The organism is Cellulosimicrobium sp. ES-005 (genome assembly GCF_040448685.1).
Lineage (GTDB): Bacteria > Actinomycetota > Actinomycetes > Actinomycetales > Cellulomonadaceae > Cellulosimicrobium > Cellulosimicrobium cellulans_G.
In genome coordinates this window covers 3,737,488-3,753,547 of sequence record NZ_CP159290.1, presented here as the reverse complement: position 1 = coordinate 3,753,547, position 16,060 = coordinate 3,737,488, and the positions used below count along the sequence as shown (strand labels likewise).

Below are 16,060 nucleotides of genomic sequence, written 5' to 3'. Positions count from 1 at the left end.
AGAACCTCTACCTCGCCAACGGCCTCTGCAACCGTTGCGCCAGCCAGGCCGCCTACGGCCACCAGCTCGGCTACACCTCACTCCAGCACGAGCCCTGCCCCACCTGCCGACCCAAGGTCGACAGATTCCCTCGCGAGCGCGCCAACGGCTGGCGCTCGCTCTCAAACGCACAGCGCTGATGAGTTTGAAAGTGCGCGCCAGCGTTCGGGGCACCGCAGATACCCGGATGCGCTGAGACGCGCACCAGAGAGCCGTACAGACAGCAATTCGCGGGCCTTTGGCGTGCCCGCACACTCCCCGACAACACGGAGGACCACTCTTGCCTGCCAAAAAGCACGACCTCATGACCCGAATCGGCGCCGCCTTCGAGGCCGGCGCACCCCTCGGTGCGTCCATCGGAATCGCCAAGGTCACCCGAGACCAGGACCAGGCGCGGACAGCCGGAGGGCTGGCGCAGGGTTCGTCGTTCTTCGGTGTCCGGCAGCCGACGCTGCGGCAGTCGTTCGAGGGCGCTGGCGCCCAGGCGTCGTTCCAGCGGGAGCAGGCGAAGGTCGCGGCGAACCCTGAGCTCCGCTCGGATGGTGCGGGGAACTGGCTTCTGGAGGCCATGGGTGCCCCGGTGCGCTGGACGGGCGACTACTACGGCGCGGCCTTCCGCTACCAGAACGACCAGATGACGCAGGGCGGCCCGGTCAACGCGTTGCAGTCGTTGGGTGCGGTGCTGCCGGGGTTCGCGTTCACGGACCCGGAGTTCCGCGAGAACTACTGGTCGCAGGAGTTGCAGAACGAGTCGTCGGTGGCGCAGGCCGTGTGGGAGCAGGGTCGTGCTGCGTTCCAGCCTGAGGGTGAGAACGCTGGTTCGTTCGACCCCCGCACTGGCCGCACGGCCCTGCCGCTGCTGGACGACCCTGCGTTGGTCGGTGCGCGTGCCGAGTATTTCGGTGGCGGGGGCCAGAAGTGGGTTACGGGGATCGCGGACGCCGCGTTCAACATCTACGCCGACCCGCTGGTCCTGGCGACCGCGGGCGGTTCCAAGATCGCCACGGCTGCCCGATCGATCGACGCCGTGGACGTGGCGGCTGCCGCGAACGCTTCCCGCCTGAACCGTGCCGCAACGGAGACGGTCGAGGCCGGGTCGTTCAAGGCGAACCGCTTCCAGTCCGCTGTGGAGCGGACCACGGACCGGTACTACGACGTCCTGAACCAGCCCGGCGGCCTCGCCGCCGTGGCGAAGGACCCGCTGATTTCGCAGACCACGGATGCGGGGGCGGTGGCGTTCATGATGCGCCGCGCCCGCGAGGTCGGCGCGGACGAGGCGGACGCGAAGAACCTGATGGATCAGGTGATCTACGCGGGCGCCGGAGACCGGAAGGCCCTGTCGACGCTGCGCGACCGGTCCGACATGCTGTCCCTGGAGTTGGAGCGCATGGTGGGCCCCAACGCCGACACAGCGGCGGCCGAGATTCTGGGCAACCCCGCCATCTCGCACAAGGACTCCCTCGCCCTGCTGGACAAGGACACCCTCGTGCAGCGCCAGGTGGACCTCCAGCAGCAGCAGATTCGTGACGAGCTGGGTGCGATTCAGCGTGTGATCGACTCGGGCACTGGTGGCCTGGGTGTGGACGCGGTCTCTGCGACGGTGAAGCGCGGGCAGGCTGCGACGGTGCGCGAGACGCCCGGCATGGTGGCGTCGTTCCGCGCGGACCGCAACGCGGCGTCTGTTGTGAAGACGTTGGCGGGTTCGCCGGCCCTGCACCCGGTGCACCTGGTCGCGGGGCGTCACATCCCGCAGACGCTGAAGCTCTCGTCAGATGATGCCTACGAGGGGTTCGAGGCGGCGACGGGTCGTGTGGAGCGCATGCTCCGCAAGGACAAGAACGACGCCGCGCTGGGTGCGCTGGCGGAGTTCCGTGACCGGTTTGTCTCGGCTCGGTCCGCGGTCGACCCGGGCCTGGCCCGTACGCAGCGGCACGAGGTGGTGCGCGACTTCAACAAGTTCGCGGAGGACTACATGGTCGTGCGTCATGGCGGCCGGAACGGTGTGAGCGCACCCGAAATCCGTTGGGCCGTGCGCGACATCGTCGGACGACGCAACGAGGAGATGGCGCGACTTGGTCTCAGCGCCAAGCAGGCGCTGGACGCGGAGCGCGCAACCACCATCGCCTCCGACGATGGCATCTACGCCCTAACCGACGAACTCGCGCGGTCCGTCGCGACGTCCCAGTTCCAGGACGTCGTATCCGTCGTGGACTGGAAGGCGGTCGACAACGCACTCGGGACCAGGCTCACGCCCGGCATGATCCGCAAGACCGCGACCGGCGCATACCAGTGGGCGGAGGCGGGCCTTGCCTCCTTCAATGACCTCTGGAAGTTCGTCGCGCTACTGCGTCCCCTCGGCTACCCCGTCCGCGTCCAGGTCGACACGCAGGCTCGTGCGCTCGCGCACATCGGCGTGATGCGTCACGGCCTGACCGCCATGCGCGGGCTCGGGAACAGCCTCCGCAATCTGGAGCGCGTCGATAAGGCTGCCGTCGAGCTGTTCCAGCAGAAGATGCTGGCGCACGCCCGCCTGGAGGAACTGGACGAGACGATCCCGGCGCTGTCGGGCAAGCGCCTGAAGGCCGCGACCGCGGAGCGGGCACGCCAGCAGGCGATCGTGGACAAGACGCTGGACGACTTCAAGGTGGAGCGCCCCGACATCGAGGGCTCGGTTCGCCGCGGGAAGACGGACCTGAAGGCCTTCCAGGGTTCGACGGCGGGCCTCGACGTCAAGACCGGGGAGTTCACCGCCCCGTCCATCACCGACCCGTACATGGGCGGCCAGGAGGCCTACACCCGGGTGCACGACCTCACCGACGCTCGTGCGTCGATCCTCGGGCTGATGGACACGCGCCGGACCCTCGCGCTCCGTAGCCTCCGAAGCTCCGGTCGCTACGCGCTCGTCGACGCCAAGAACCCCGCGTGGGCTGACGCCTACCTGGATGCGGTGAACCGGCACGTGCGCAACGACCACGTCCTGAAGTCGCTGGCCGGCGGAGCCGACGACCAGACGCTCCTCGCATGGATGCGCGAGACCCCAGAAGGACGCGAGTACTGGGCCGCGTTCGCCACGAACCAGCAGGGCGAGACCAAGTGGCTCAGCGAACTCGACCTGCTCAACGCCCAGCGTGAGCACGTGGACGCGCTCCTCCCCACCGAGGAGATTCGCAACCGCGCCATTGCCGGCAACCTCCGCGCTGACGACATCGACGTCGCCTTTCCCGAAGGGACGCCGCGACCCGTCGTGCCCCACAACCTGAAGGAAGCCATCGACCAGGGCAACCCCCTCGTCAACGGCTACAACAAGGCACGCAGCACCTACTTCAAGTACGCCGCCGAGATCCCCGAGACCGTCATGGGCCGCCACCCCTTCTATCGTGACGCCTTCTCCCGACGCCTCGAACACCTCATCTCCCAGACCGGCCGAGAGTCCGCCACCCTCACCCGCGCCGAGGTGCACCAGCTCCGCAACCGTGCGGACATCTTGGCTCGTCGTGACGTGGCGAAGGTCATGTTCGACACGTCGAGGCAGTCGAACCTGGGTTACCACATGCGGTTCCTGATGCCGTTCTATTCGGCGTGGGAAGACACGATGTCGAAGTGGGCTCGCATCTTCGGTGAGCATTGGGAGGCTGCGCCTCTGATGCTGAAGGCGTACCAGGCTCCGAACAAGATGTTCGAGGTGACGGACGAGGACGGTAACCGCATCCTGCCGAACGGCGACGTGGTGCGCGTCAACGAGGATGGGTCCCTGGGTGAGGTGATCGGCCACGAGGCCGACCCGACGAAGGGGTACATCCACATCCCGATCCCGAGGGCTCTCGCTGACTGGGCCGGTGTCGACGACAACGTGCGCGTGTCCAAGGGGTCGATGAACGTCATCTTCCAGGGTGAACCGTTCTGGCTCCCGGGACCCGGTCCGCTGCTGTCGATCCCGGCAAACGAGGCGCTGGTGCAGGCGTTGCCCAGCGAGTGGGCCGATCACCCCATCGGGAAGTGGCTCCTCCCCTACGGCCCCACGGCCGACAGCCCAGCCGAGCAGGCGCTACCCCAGTGGGTGCGCAACGCGCGCACCGCCATCGACCAGTCCATGAGCGAAGACCGGTTCGCGCAGACCTACGCGCAGCTCCTGGCCGAGGAGATGCAGGCCCAGACCACGGGCGAGAGCGAGCCCAAGGCGAAGGCCGACACCATGTCCCTCGTCGCCCGCCGAACCCGGAACTTCTACATCATGAAGGCGTTCGGCTCGCAGGCACCGTTCTCCACCAGCCCTCAGGGCCGGTTGGAGTGGTACCGGCAGGAGTGGAACCGGTACATCGAGGAGTACGGGTCTGACGCGGAGGATCGTTTCCGTGAGGACTACCCGGACTATTTCGACATGACCATCTCGCTGTCTCTGAACGAGACGGGGGTGCGTGCGTCGGATGCCGCGATGGACGAGGTGAAGAAGTACCGGGACCTGGTCGCGCAGACACCCGAGTACGGGTGGGCGTTCGCTGGTGCGGCGAACCTGGGGGGTGAGTTCTCCCAGGGGGCGTACCAGCAGCAGAAGCGTCAGAAGATCGGTGTGGGCACGTCGAAGACGTGGCGCACGATCAAGGACCCGGGGGACGCGTACAACGAGGTTCAGGTCTCGAAGGGCTGGGCCGAGTGGAACAAGTTCTCCACGGAGATGAACCTCCAACTGGAGGACGCCGGACTGACGATCCGCTCCAAGGGGGCGGAGAGTGTCCGAGAAGTCAAGGCGCAGTTCCTGTCAGACCTGAAGCGGGAGAACCCCGCATGGGCTGACGCGTACGAGTCCGGTTTCACGGGCGACAACGCGGTCCGGTTCCTGTCGACCATGGGCACCGCGATCCGGGACAACAAGTCCCTGGCCGGCCGATCCGACATGAAGCAACTCGACCTCTACCTGGAAACGCGCAAGATGATGCGCGATGCCATGGCACAACTCGGTATCTCGTCGCTGGACTCTCAGAAGGCCGAGGACTCCGGACTCGCTGAGGTCTGGGCCGAGTGGGTCCAGGCACTCGCCGCTGAGGACGTGGGGTTCGAGCAGATGGTGAACCGCACGATCGCCGCAGACGACCTGTCGGCAGAGGTGGTGATCGGTTGACCGCCCCGAAGAAGACGTCCCGCACCGAGGCCGACCGGCGGGCGGTCCAGCCGCTCGTCTGGCTCACGAAGCTCCGCGACCACCGCGTGCCAAACAAGTCGCCCACGCTGCTCGGGACCGCCGCCGTGCTCGTCACATACGCCGACTCGTCCAACCCGGGGCGTCCGATCTGGGCGGGGAACAAGACCATCGACGACCGGATGGGGCTCTCCGCCGGCGGGCGGGGCAAGTCCGCCGAGGCCTCCATCCGCAAACTCCGCGACTGGGGGTTCCTCGTGGCCGTGAACCCCCGCGACTACCCCGAGGTGTCGGAGCTCCAGGCACTCGATCGGCGCAAGCTCGTGTACGTCCTCACCACCCCCTAGCGGGGATCACCCCCAAAATCGGGGTAGAAGATCACCCCCAGAATCTGCCCACTAATCTCTCCATAGTGAATCTCCCCAAAGAGATTCACTCTATGTAGAACTACATGTTAGATAGACCCCCAATTCTGGGGGTCATCTCCGGGACCGGTCGCGGACCACAAGGTGATGGGTGTGTCTTGGGGCCACCCATCACCGTCCCGGGTCAAGCGGCGAAGCCGCTACCTCGACCCATCCCGTCACGGGAATCAGAGCGGCCGGCGGAGCCGCCGCTCCCCCACCACCCACCGTCACGGCCTACAGCGTCGCGCCCACGCGACGCCACTACATGGTCGGCGGCACGCGGCACGCGCGTGCCCACACACCCGTAAGGAACCCATGACCAACCAGACGTTCGGCGTCGTCCCCCACCCGCACCAGGTCGCGGGTGCCGACTTCCTCGACACCCACCCCCGCGCGATCCTGGCCGACGAGGTCGGCCTAGGAAAGACCATCCAGGCTGCGCTCGTCATCGAGCGCGCCTCCCACCACGGCACGTTCTCGGCACCGGGCCGACCCGACGGCCCGGCCGTCGTTTGGGTCACCGACGCCTCGCTCATCAACCAGACTCTCGACGAGCTGCGGCGCCTCCTGCCCAACCTCACCATCGACGCATCCACCCACCGCGCGTGGTCCACCAACCCATCCAAGAAGGCCACCCAGGAGTGGGCGGCCCTCGCCGCCAACCTGCACGTCGTCGTCATCTCCTACGACACGCTCCGCACCCGCCTCGACACCGCTCTCGTGTCGCACTGGCGACCCCACATCCTGGTGCTGGACGAAATCATGGCTGTGAAGGGTGGCAAGACGAACTGGGAAGCCGTCCGCACCCTGTCAGCCCGCGCCCACCGGTGCATCGGCCTCACAGCCACCCCCGTCGAGACCGTGCCCCCCGAGACATGGGCCGCCCTCGCCGCCGTCGGCACACCCAACCTCTGGGATCAGGAGACGTTCGACCGCGAGTTCGTCGAATGGGCACCCACCGGGACGAACATCCTCGGTGATCCCATGCCACCCCGCGCCGTCGGATTCCTCCCCGGCGCCGAGACGCGCCTACGCGAGTACCTCAGAGGCGTGACGCTCCGCCGCACCGCCGAGGACATCGGCCTTTCGCTCCCGACCCTGGTTCGCAAGACCACATTCGTGCCGCTCACCCCACCCCAGCAGAAGCAGCACGACCGGTACGCCACCATGCCCGGACTCCACGGCCACCAGAAGCGAGCCAAGGCCGCCCGGTACGTCGCAGGCAGCTCCGCGACAGCGAATGAGTTCATACGTCTCGTTACGACTGCTGACTATCACCAGACTCCGAAGGTGATTGTGTATTCGGAATTTCAGGATGTGTTGAATGTGGTGTGTGAACGTCTGCGTTCGGTGGGTGTGTCGTTTGTTCGAGTGGATGGTGGCGTGGATCGCGCGGGGCGTGCAAGCGCGGTGGCTGCGTTTCGTGATCCGGTGGGGCCGCGGGTTTTGGTGGGGTCGTCGGTGTTGGAGCGTGGGCTGAATCTTCAGACGTGTGGGGTCTTGGTGTCGTTGGATTCTTCTTGGAATCCTGCGCGTGAGGTGCAGCGGGAGGGGCGTATCCGGAGGTTGGGTTCGTCGTTTGCGTGGGTGCTGCATCACACGGTTCTGCCGGACGTGCCGGATGCTCGGCGGAAGGCTGGGGTGGTGGCTGGGCGTGAGGCGGTGGCGTCGCAGGTGCTGGCTGGTGCGCCTCGGGAGGAGCGGTGCGGGCGGGATTGGTGGGCTGAGGAGCAGGACCGCATCCTCATGCACGAGGTGATGGGCGTGTGGGGTTGAGCATGTAGGGGTGTAGGGGGTCGTTGTAGGGGGTGAAGTTAGGGGGTCTGTGCTGATGTAACCCTGCCAGTGGCTATCCTCGTCGCCATGGCATTCGACTGGGCGAAGACAGACCGTCCCACCTTCGAGCGAACTCTGTGCCTTCTGCTGGAACGGAAGCACGAGAAGGCCAAGGTGACGTTCGCACCGGACGGACGAGGGGGCGACGGCGGTGTGGACTTTCTCGCTAAGATGCCACGTCACAAGATCGTATATCAGTTCAAGCACTACCTCGACGGATTCAAGTCGAGCACAAAGAGTCGGAAGCACTGGACTAAAGACTCATTCGAAAAGGCGGTCACGACTCACCAGCCGCGGTACTGGGTTCTTGTGGTCCCGTCACAGCTCACACCTCCCGAGCGCGACTGGGTAGAGAAGCTTGAAGCACCCGACGGCTTAAGTGCGCCCCGAATCCAAATACTTGATCTTCCCAAGCTCGAACTCCTTCTATCCAAGTACCCTGACATCGTGGCTTATCTGGATCGTGAAGATATTCTCGATCAAATTGAGGGCCGCAATATTGAGGTAGCTGAGGCGCGAAACTCCGAAGAGGTTGTCGAGCGCGCCCAAGCGCTTGCACATCGCGCAAGCAATCTCGACCCAGATTGGGCCGTAGACATATTCGCCACCGGCGAAGAAACTTGGATTATGCCACGCGCGAAGCATCCAAAGGCCGCAGAAAAGTCGCCACTAGGATTGGAAGTCGTGTTTGACGCCGGGCGGTTCACACCAGAAATCAAGGCGACGTTCGACCGCTTCGTAAGGTTTGGGTCGTTGGAATCTGTGTTGATTCCACGCGAGTCGATCGTTTCTCAGAAGTCAACCGGTCCATCGTTCCAGTGGGGTCCGCGATCCGGCGACTTGCTCTTCGAACCCGTCGCGCAAGGATCGTTCGATCGGCCGCTTGAGATAGAGCTCTTTGACTCGGAAGGAGCGTCACTGGGATCGCACCAGGGGCAGGTATTGGGCGCGGGCAAGGGCACCGAAGGGGCCACGGTCAAGGCGCTCTACTACCAAGGGCTAACGATGAACTGGATGCTACCGAGCAAGCAGGGCGCGGCAGGTAGTTGTGACATCGACGTCTCGGTGCATCGGCTCGATGTCCGCGACGCCCGGGACTCGCTTGCACTGAACCATGACCTGTTGACCCGCGCCCACCGAATTGACATCAGCGTGGATGGGAATCTGGTCGCTGTCGGTGATGTCGCGCCGACCAAAGCACTGCGAGACAGCGACCTCGAAATACTGCGCGAGTTTACGCGGGACTTTCAACAACTGCTCGATCACATCGGCACCAGGAGGATCATTCCCCTGGAGATAACACCGATGGACCGCGTGCTCGCGCGCGCGGCTTGCAGAATCCTCGACGGGCAGTGCGTTTTCCTTCCTGCCCAAATGAACTTCAACACAAAGGTCGATGGCGACTCAACGGATCCGGCGGCAGTTTCAGAGCTTCGCGAGCTTGTGGATCGGCCCCACGCGATTTACTCAAGGCGGCCTGATTTCGCGCTGGAAATCGCCGGCCTTACTGTCCGCCTCGGTCCTGTTGGGGTCTGTTCCCCGTCTGTCACCGTGAAGGACGGGTCTGAGCTACTCGATGCGATCCAGAACGACGATTTCGACGGTCGCACGATCACCTTTGTTGCGGGCGGCGACGCTGGGTGGCGCGCCGCCCAACTCGGTCCGGAGGGCGCGCCTCCCGAATCCTGGGCACCGACACCATGGTCCCTCTACGGCATCGAGGAGCACCGGGCGTTCTCAACGGTTGAATCATAACCGGCTAGCTGCAAGCAAATTGCCGCGGCGACAGTACCACCCCTTAGTGGAGTCGCGGATTTAACAAGGGGCCGGTCAACCCGAGATGGGAAAAGAGGCCCCCACCCCTCGCCGAGTGTTCGGTGTGGACGGCACGGTTTCACCCTTCCCGCCGTGGGTGGTCGGTGGGACGGTGGTGGGCATGGATGCGGTTGAGCACAGTGATCTGGACGAAGCGGCGGTGGCGCGTATCCGGGCCGATGTTGCCGCGGACCGGCGCCGTAGCCGGCGCGCGTGGTGGTGGGGCGGCCTCGCAGGGTTCGTCACGGTCCTGGTGTGGCAGCTCTCTTCCGAGATGGTTGGCCTGGAGAACGTCGGCCAGTTCGCCGGAGCGCTTGCGTGGTCCGCGCTGCTCGCCTGCCTGTTGTGGCCCGTCGCAGGCATCCCGTACGCCCTTCTGGTGCGCGCCTTGGGCGCACCCCTGGACCGGTGGGAGGACCGCCGCCAGCACGCGCACTAGAGGCGCACACACGAAGCCCCACACCAATGCGGTGTGGGGCTTCGTTCGCTGTCTTGGGGCCGGCTACTCAGCAGTGACGATCTGACATTCCGCGTCGAGCCCTTCCAGGCTCCGAGCATCGAGGTCGAACCCTTCGAGCGTGTCCGGCTGCCGATCTGCGAGAGGTAGGTACCTCGGGGCCTGCCCAAACTCCATGGGAGCAAGGTTCACGGCGAGCCGATCCTGCAAGTCTTCGTACCACCTGGCGGCCTCGCTTGCGGCGAGGGAGAGCTCCCTGAAGCCTGGATTGCGCTTCGCGGCACTAGCAGCCAGCGCCCGCGCCCGGTCGGCGTTGCTCTTGTCTTCAGCAACTTGGGCCGGGGTGATGTCCTCCGGATCGTCCGCCATGGCCAAGTCGGCCGCAGCTAGGGCGCAGGCGTCTTCCGCCTGTCGCGTGCCGTCGTCACCGGCCCCGCAGGCAGCAGTGACTAGAACGACGAGCGCAAGTGACGCGCGGACCCTGAACCGCATGCTCTGACCGTAGGGCGGCTGCTCTGCAAGCGTCACCACCTGGGACATCACTTCACCCGGGCCGAACGGAAGTCACCCCGCCCCTGCGGTGGTGACCGTGGGTGCGGGGTGACGTTGTGCCGGCGGTTGCTAGGGAGCCTGCCAGCACGGGCGGGCGGGCCGCGTGTGGCCCGCGTCAGCGTGGTGGTGATGATGACGGGTGCTGGTGCGTGTGGTCCACGGCCGTTCCCCTTCCTGGTGTCGGTGGACTAGGCGGTCTTGGTGAGCTGCGTCAGCGGCTCAGGACGTACATGTCGACCAGGCCGGCAGGCGAGCCCGCGGCGACGATGCCGAGGAGGTTCCAGCCGTCGGCCTGTGCGAGGGCGAGGTCGTCGGGCGTCGCGCCCACCGGAATGGGCAGGACGGGTGACCCGTCCTCGTAGTGCTCCACGATCGGGGCTGTGCCGAACACGAGCACCCCGAGGTTGCCGGCGGGGTTGGTGCGGAGGGCTGATGAGGAGGGCGAGAGGTCCATGACTGCTCCCTGCGTAGGTGGCTGGGCGGGTGCCGTTTGCCTGTCCCCCTGTTATCCCCCTCTTACGTGCTCACTGTCAAGCACCCTCGATGAGACACCCCGATATTCACCCGCGGTGTTACGTTGCGTGGAACCGGACATCGCAGGACAGGCGCTTGCTACCCTTTAATCCGTAGGTTGTGGGTTCGAACCCCACGGGGCCCACTCTCCGCGCGCGCCGCCCCGCGGGCGAGCGACCGCGGTCAGCGTGCACGACGGCGGACCACGACGTGCTCCGCTGCCACCAGTGCCGCGCACCCGAGCAGCACGACGGCGATCGTCGTCCAGCTCGCCTGGACGCACGCGTCGGTCGCGTCGGACGACAGCGGGTTCAGCCCGCCGAGCGGCTCCTCGATGCACGTGTACCGCTGTCCGTCGTCGGTGACGTCGCGAGGCGCCACGGTCACGAGCATCAGGCCCAGGACGAGCGTCGCGGTCGTGGCTGCGAGGACGGCACGGAACCGACGACCCGGGGCACCACGGCGCCGCACCGCCGGCCACACCGCGGCGGCCAGGAGTGCGAGGAACGCGCACAGCACGAGGATCGTCCACATCGGTTGCCCGAGCGTACCGGGATCCGAGGACCGCATGCGGGCGGCGCGGCGCGTGCGCCTCGTGTTCATCCGCTGTTGGTTGTGCCCCGCACCGTAGGGCCGGAACGTCGGGTCGTGGCGATGGAGGACGAGGACCGCGAGATCGACGTCGTGGTCGAGCGGATCAGTGCGCGCTTCCCGGAGGTGCCGGTGGACGACGTCCGCGACCAGGTGCTCGCGGAGCTCGGGCGCTACCAGACCGCGCACGTGCGCGACTTCGTGCCTGTGCTCGTCGAGAACGCGGTGACGGACGTGCTGCGGTCGGGTACCCGGCCGGCCCGCCCGGCGCGGAGGACGCCGCGACCGGACCGATGAGTCCGGGTGTGACGCAGCCCCGACCCGTCGGGGTCGTATGCGACGAACGAGAGCTCGACCGCGCCGTAGTAGGCGAGCACGTCGATGCCGAGCGCCGCCGCGCGCGACCGCGCCCCGGCGGCGAGGGACGCCCCGCCGACGACCGCGTGCCGCAGCCGGGACGGCGCCCCCGCCGTCGGTAGGTTCACCGGCGGGTCGAGCGGCCCGCCCCCGACGACGAGGAGCACGCATGTCCTTCCAGGCCTATCTCGACGCGGTCGAGGACAAGACCGGCCTCACCCCGCGCCAGCTCGTCGACCTGGCGCACGAGCGCGGGTTCGACGAGTCCACGAAGGCGACGCCGATCCTCGAGTGGCTGAAGGACGACTACGGGCTCGGTCGGGGCCACGGCATGGCGATCGTGCACGTCATCACCAAGGGCCCGCGGATCTCGTCGAAGCACGTGGGGTCCGACGGCACGCACCGCGACGAGTCCGACACCCTGTGGCTCGACGGCAAGGCGACCAAGCCCGCCTGACGCACCGCGGACACCGCCCGGGTCGCCCCGCGCACCGCGGGCAGGGAGACCTCGGGGTCGCCCGTCGCCGGCCCCGGTGCACACTCGACGAAGCCCCGGGTGCCCGACGACGTCCCGCGAGCGGGCGGCGTCGGGCACCGGGCGTGCTGCCAGGTCAGGGACCGGGCGGCGTCAGAACGACCAGCGCTGGGCCTCGGTCTGGTTGCAGGTCCAGAGCTGGACCTTCTGGCCGTCGTGGAGCGGCGCCCCGCCCTGGGCGTCGAGGCACTTGCCGGACTGCGGGTTGCGCAGGGCCTGGGTGCCGGCGTCGTAGACCCACTGCTGGGCGCCCGTGCCGTTGCACGTGTAGATCCACACGACGGTGCCGTCCGCGGTCCCGCTGCGGGCGACGTCGAGGCACTTGCCCAGCGCGCGCACGGTCCCGTCGGACCCGCGCGTCCACTGCTGCGCCGTGTTGCCGCTGCACGTCGCGAGCTGGACCTGGTTGGTGTCGGTCGGGTCGGCCCACGGCACGTCGAGGCACAGCGCGGCGCCGGCGCGGATCGTCCCGGTGCCGGTCGGCAGGCCGCCGCCGGGGTTCGGCTGCTCGGTGCCGCCACCGTCGTCGCCGATGGGCGTCGCGGCGCCCGTGAACGGGTCCAGCTTGATGAAGGCAGCCTGAGGGTTGCCGTCGTGGACGAGCGACTCGTGCGCGCCGACGTCGTCGAACGCGAAGGCGTACGCCCGGCCGTTCGCCATCTGCTGGTGCGCGAGCTTGGCGTAGACGTTGGTGCGCGCGTCCTGGTAGAAGCCGGCGTCGCTCGCGTCGGGCTGGTTCGGGTTCGTCAGCGCCGTGGTGCGGATGAGCGCCGCGCACAGGGTGCGGGCGATCGGCCCGACGACGTGGTCGTTGGGCGCCTGGAGGTCCTTGTGGCACCCGTACACGCTCGACGCGTCGGGCTTCGTAAAGGCCGCGACCTCCTGCCCGGACGCGTTCCTGAAGCGGAACCAGTCGCCGTCGACCCGGCCGCGGAACTGCGTGCCGGGCTCGTGGGAGAACGGCGTGACGACCATGTCGCGCGTGCGGTAGGAGTTCCACACCTCGGTGACGTACGAGTCGATCGACGCCGAGGAGATCTTGCCGACGTCGATCCCGTGCGACGGGTTGAGCGCGCGCAGGCGGCTCCCGTCAGGGGCGCGCTGCACGAGGCCGCCCCACCCCGCGCTCTCGAGGGCCGTGTAGAACGCCTCGTAGCCGTTCGGCGTGAGCATGCCCGTGCTGAGGACCTGCCCGTCGGCGCGCTGGACGCCCACCTGGTACGGCGCGGACCAGTGGTCCACCTGCGTGCTGTTGATCCACAGCCCGCCGTCGTTGAGCGTGTACTCGGTCCAGTTGAAGAGGATGTTCCGGTTGGGGTCGGAGTCGTTCTGGACCGCTGGCTGGACGAGCCGCCCGTCGAGCACGATCTGGAACGTCATCTTCTGGCCGTACGAGTAGTAGACGCGCCCGGACAGCTTCGGGAGCCGGATCGTCACGGACTGGCCGGGGCCGGGGCCCGCGATCGACGCGTCGGGCGCCGGGACGGGCACGGGCCCCACCCCGCCGGGCCACGGGTGGAACGTGCCGCCCGCGTCGGCCCAGCCGGCGACGCCGTCGCGCTCGCCGAGGACGTACAGGTAGATCGGCCCCTTGCCCGAGTCGTTGGTGATCGTGAGCGGGATGGTCGCCGGGACCGCGCTCGCGGGGGCCGCCGCACCGACGACCGCCCCGCTCACCGCGAGGACCGCCGCGCACAGGGCGGCCCACGCTCGTCTGCTTCTTCTCCGCCTGTCGAGACTCATGCCAGGTCTGCTCCTTGTTCGGTTGCTCCGTCGAAACCGCACTCGCCGGACGGCCCGGCGACGGCACTGCCGCACGAGGTGTGGGAGCGCTGCCACGACCGTAGCGGACGGCACGCCGACGCGCCAGGGAGCGCTCCCACGACGTCGCCGCACGGCCCCCACCGCACCCGGGCCCGCCCAGCACCTAGACTCGAACGAGTGCAGTGCCACCACTACGACGCTGGCCGGTGCCGCTCGTGCAGCCTCCTCGAGCTCGCCTACCCGGCGCAGCTCACCGGCAAGCAGGAGCACTGCGCCGACCTCCTCGCGCCGCTCGCGCCCGACCTGACCTGGCTGCCCACGGTCGAGTCGGCGGAGTCGGGCTTCCGCAACAAGGCGAAGATGGTCGTCACCGGCACCACGGACGCCCCGGTGCTCGGCATCCTCGGCGAGGGCGGCGGCGTCGACCTCACCGACTGCCCGCTCTACCCGGCCGCGCTCCAGGCGTCGTTCCCGGCGTTCGCGGACTTCGTGACCCGCGCGCGGCTCGTCCCCTACGACGTGCGCGCCCGTCGCGGCGAGCTCAAGTACGTGCTGGTGACGCTGTCCCCCGACGGCGACCTCATGGCGCGGTTCGTCCTGCGGTCCACCGAGTCGCTCCCCCGGGTCCGCAAGCACCTGCCGAGCCTGCTCGACGCGCTGCCGTCGCTGCGCGTCGTCTCGGTGAACCTGCACCCGGAGCACAAGGCCGTGGTCGAGGGCGAGACGGAGATCCTCCTCACGGACGCCGAGACGCTGCGCATGCGCGTCAACGGGATCGACCTGCACCTGCGCCCGCAGAGCTTCTTCCAGACCAACACCGACGTCGCCGCCGCGCTCTACCGCCAGGGCCGCGAGTGGGTCGACGACGCCGCGCCCGCCACGGTCTGGGACCTCTACTGCGGGGTGGGCGGGTTCGCGCTGCACGTCGCCGGTCCGGACCGGGACGTCGTCGGCGTCGAGACGAGCGCCGAGGCCGTCGCGAGCGCGCGGCTCACCGCGCACGACGCGGGCCTCGACCGCACGACGTTCCTCGCCCAGGACGCGACGGCGTTCGCGCTGTCGCGGCACGTCGCGCCCGACCTCGTCGTCGTCAACCCGCCACGTCGCGGGATCGGGGAGACGCTCAGCACGTGGCTCGAGGAGTCCGGCGTCGGGCACGTCGTCTACTCGAGCTGCAACGCGACGTCGCTCGCGCGCGACCTCGCGCGCATGCCGTCCCTGCGCCCGCGCGCCGCCCGGGTGCTCGACATGTTCCCGCAGACGTCGCACTACGAGGTCGCGGTCCTGCTCGAGCGCGGCTGACCGCGCTCGTACGGCTGCCGTTCACCCCGGCGCCGAGATCGACCCGAGCGTCCGAGATCGACCCTCCGGAGGTCGATCTGGCGACGGGCGGGCCGATCTCGCGGTCAGGGGCGCTCGCCCGCGCGCCGCGCAGCCTCGACGGCGGACGCCTCCAGCCGCTCCCGGTAGGCCGCCCACTCGGCCTCGTCGAGCGCGGGCAGGTTGCCCCGGCCGTCCCCCGCAGCGCCGTCGACGAGCTCCCGCACGATGTCCGCGTGGCCGGCGTGGTGCGCCACCTCCGCGAGCACGTGCACGAGCACCTGGTGGAGCGTGACGTCGCGGTTCTCGGGGCGCCACCACGGCACGTGCCCGGGCGCGTCGAGGTCGAGCGACGCCACGGTCGCGTCGCACAGCTCCGACGACCGGCGGAAGAGCTCCAGGATCTCCTCCCGGCTCTCGTCCGCCGTGGCCCACATGTCGGCGTTCACCTCCGCGTCGTCGGCGAACCAGGGCAGCTCCAGGTCGTGCGTGCCGCCGAACGCCTCGTGGAGATAGCCGAGCTGCACGCTGCCCACGTGCTTCACGAGTCCCAGGACGTTCGTGCCGGTGCGCGTGAGCGGACGGCGGACGTCGTACTCGCTCAGCCCCTCCGCCTTGGCCAGCAGCGCGTCCCGCTCCCGGCCGAGGTACCGCAGCAGCGTCGCCTTGGGGTCGTGGTCTGGTGCTGTCCTCGTGCTCATCCACCGGACGTTACCGACGCCCTCCCACGCCGGTGCCAG

General features: G+C 68.2%; 13 protein-coding genes. 8 read left to right on the top strand and 5 right to left on the bottom strand.

What is annotated here, in order from left to right:
• Window positions 1-343: 343 nt before the first annotated feature.
• The 5 genes from ABRQ22_RS16750 (at window position 344) to ABRQ22_RS16730 (ending at window position 9,670) form a co-directional block, all read left to right on the top strand.
• Window positions 344-5,155: a hypothetical protein gene (locus tag ABRQ22_RS16750; RefSeq protein ID WP_353707541.1), complete on the top strand. Its 4,812-nt coding sequence runs from the start codon at window positions 344-346 to the stop codon at window positions 5,153-5,155.
• Window positions 5,152-5,520, top strand: coding sequence for a hypothetical protein (locus ABRQ22_RS16745; protein ID WP_353707540.1), 369 nt, complete (start codon window positions 5,152-5,154; stop codon window positions 5,518-5,520). Before ABRQ22_RS16750 ends, ABRQ22_RS16745 begins: the two co-directional genes overlap by 4 nt.
• A gap of 375 nt (window positions 5,521-5,895) precedes the next feature.
• The gene (locus tag ABRQ22_RS16740; RefSeq protein ID WP_353707539.1) at window positions 5,896-7,356 is read left to right on the top strand and encodes a DEAD/DEAH box helicase; all 1,461 of its coding nucleotides are present in this window, start codon (window positions 5,896-5,898) and stop codon (window positions 7,354-7,356) included.
• 87 nt (window positions 7,357-7,443) lie between these two features.
• On the top strand, window positions 7,444-9,171 hold the full coding sequence (locus ABRQ22_RS16735) for a hypothetical protein (protein WP_353707538.1): 1,728 nt from the start codon (window positions 7,444-7,446) through the stop codon (window positions 9,169-9,171).
• 181 nt (window positions 9,172-9,352) lie between these two features.
• Window positions 9,353-9,670: a hypothetical protein gene (locus ABRQ22_RS16730; RefSeq protein WP_353707537.1), complete on the top strand. Its 318-nt coding sequence runs from the start codon at window positions 9,353-9,355 to the stop codon at window positions 9,668-9,670.
• Window positions 9,671-9,733: 63 nt separating this feature from the next.
• Here ABRQ22_RS16730 and ABRQ22_RS16725 read toward each other — a convergent pair whose 3' ends face one another.
• The 3 genes from ABRQ22_RS16725 to ABRQ22_RS16715 form a co-directional block, all read right to left on the bottom strand.
• Window positions 9,734-10,180 carry a hypothetical protein gene (locus ABRQ22_RS16725; RefSeq protein ID WP_353707536.1) on the bottom strand — a complete coding sequence of 149 codons (447 nt, stop codon included), beginning with the start codon at window positions 10,178-10,180 and terminating at the stop codon, window positions 9,734-9,736.
• Between the two features lie 271 nt (window positions 10,181-10,451).
• Window positions 10,452-10,694, bottom strand: a complete 243-nt coding sequence (locus ABRQ22_RS16720; protein WP_353707535.1) for a hypothetical protein — start codon at window positions 10,692-10,694, stop codon at window positions 10,452-10,454.
• Between the two features lie 242 nt (window positions 10,695-10,936).
• The gene (locus ABRQ22_RS16715) at window positions 10,937-11,287 is read right to left on the bottom strand and encodes a hypothetical protein (RefSeq protein WP_253055259.1); all 351 of its coding nucleotides are present in this window, start codon (window positions 11,285-11,287) and stop codon (window positions 10,937-10,939) included.
• Window positions 11,288-11,401: 114 nt separating this feature from the next.
• Between ABRQ22_RS16715 and ABRQ22_RS16710 the strand changes: the two genes are divergently transcribed.
• Window positions 11,402-11,641 (top strand): hypothetical protein, encoded by a 240-nt coding sequence (locus tag ABRQ22_RS16710; protein WP_353707534.1) that lies wholly within the window; start codon window positions 11,402-11,404, stop codon window positions 11,639-11,641.
• A gap of 229 nt (window positions 11,642-11,870) precedes the next feature.
• Window positions 11,871-12,158 (top strand): DUF4287 domain-containing protein, encoded by a 288-nt coding sequence (locus tag ABRQ22_RS16705; protein WP_353707533.1) that lies wholly within the window; start codon window positions 11,871-11,873, stop codon window positions 12,156-12,158.
• 171 nt (window positions 12,159-12,329) lie between these two features.
• Here ABRQ22_RS16705 and ABRQ22_RS16700 read toward each other — a convergent pair whose 3' ends face one another.
• Window positions 12,330-13,979, bottom strand: a complete 1,650-nt coding sequence (locus ABRQ22_RS16700; RefSeq protein WP_353707532.1) for a beta-1,3-glucanase family protein — start codon at window positions 13,977-13,979, stop codon at window positions 12,330-12,332.
• Window positions 13,980-14,177: 198 nt separating this feature from the next.
• On the opposite strand from ABRQ22_RS16700, the gene rlmC reads away from it, so the two are divergent.
• The gene (gene rlmC, locus ABRQ22_RS16695) at window positions 14,178-15,302 is read left to right on the top strand and encodes a 23S rRNA (uracil(747)-C(5))-methyltransferase RlmC (protein ID WP_353707531.1); all 1,125 of its coding nucleotides are present in this window, start codon (window positions 14,178-14,180) and stop codon (window positions 15,300-15,302) included.
• 104 nt (window positions 15,303-15,406) lie between these two features.
• On the opposite strand, the gene ABRQ22_RS16690 is transcribed toward rlmC, so the two are convergent.
• Window positions 15,407-16,021, bottom strand: a complete 615-nt coding sequence (locus ABRQ22_RS16690) for a DinB family protein (protein ID WP_353707530.1) — start codon at window positions 16,019-16,021, stop codon at window positions 15,407-15,409.
• Window positions 16,022-16,060: the final 39 nt, after the last annotated feature.